General features: G+C 41.4%; 1 pseudogene. It reads left to right on the plus strand.

Annotation, left to right across the window (positions count from 1 at the left end):
* Positions 1–943: pseudogene (locus A9G35_RS13795) on the plus strand (IS1182 family transposase); the annotation flags it as partial.

Consider the following 943-nt stretch of genomic DNA (forward strand, 5'->3'; position numbering starts at 1 on the left):
TGACAGTGAAATCTATCAACAGATTTTTGATAATATTGTTGAGCAGGCCATTGCCAAAGGGTTGATAAGTGGTCGGGTTTTATATACGGACAGTACTCACCTAAAAGCAAATGCCAATAAAGGCAAGTCACGTAATGAGCAGCGTATTGTTGAGCACAGTCAATATATTGATGCGCTTAATCAAGCCATCAACGAAGAAAGAGAATTAAACGGAAAAAAGCCTTAAAGCCATCGACGGTAGAGAAATATAAGGATGTCAAAGTCAGTACAACCGATCCGGATAGTGGCTTTATGCATCGGGAAGGTAAGCCTAAAGGGTTCTTCTACTTAGAGCATCGAACGGTTGATGGCAAACATAATTTAATTACCGATACCTATGTTACAGCGTGAAATGTCCATGATTCTTAGCCTTATATGGCTCGATTAAAACGCCAGTTAGAGCGGTTTGGCTTTAATCCGGTTGGTGTGGGTCTTGATGCAGGTTATTTTACGGCGCCCATTTGCCATTTACTGCTGACAGAGCAGATATATCCGGTGTTGGGCTATCGTCGTCCCAGTCATGGTGCGAATCCTATCAGAAAAAAGCAGTTTATCTATAATAGTCAAACCGATACTTATACTTGCCCAAACGGGCAATCATTAATATATAAAACTACCAGCAGAGAAGGTTATTGTCATTATCACTGTCCGTTATTGTCACAGTGTACACAGAGTAAAAATAAGTAGAAAGTCATCACACGCCATATCTGGGAAGCAGATAAAGAGAAAGCCAATGAGATTCGTTTAAGTCAGTGGGGTAAAAAAGTCTATGCTCGGAGAAAAGAGACCGTAGAGCGCAGTTTTGCTGATGCTAAACAACACCACGGACATCGCTATGCAAGATTTAGGGGAAGAGCACAGGTTCAAATGCAGTGTTTATTGGCCGCAACGGCTCAAAATATCA

This window comes from Gilliamella sp. Choc5-1 (assembly GCF_001690595.1).
Lineage (GTDB): Bacteria > Pseudomonadota > Gammaproteobacteria > Enterobacterales > Orbaceae > Gilliamella > Gilliamella apicola_M.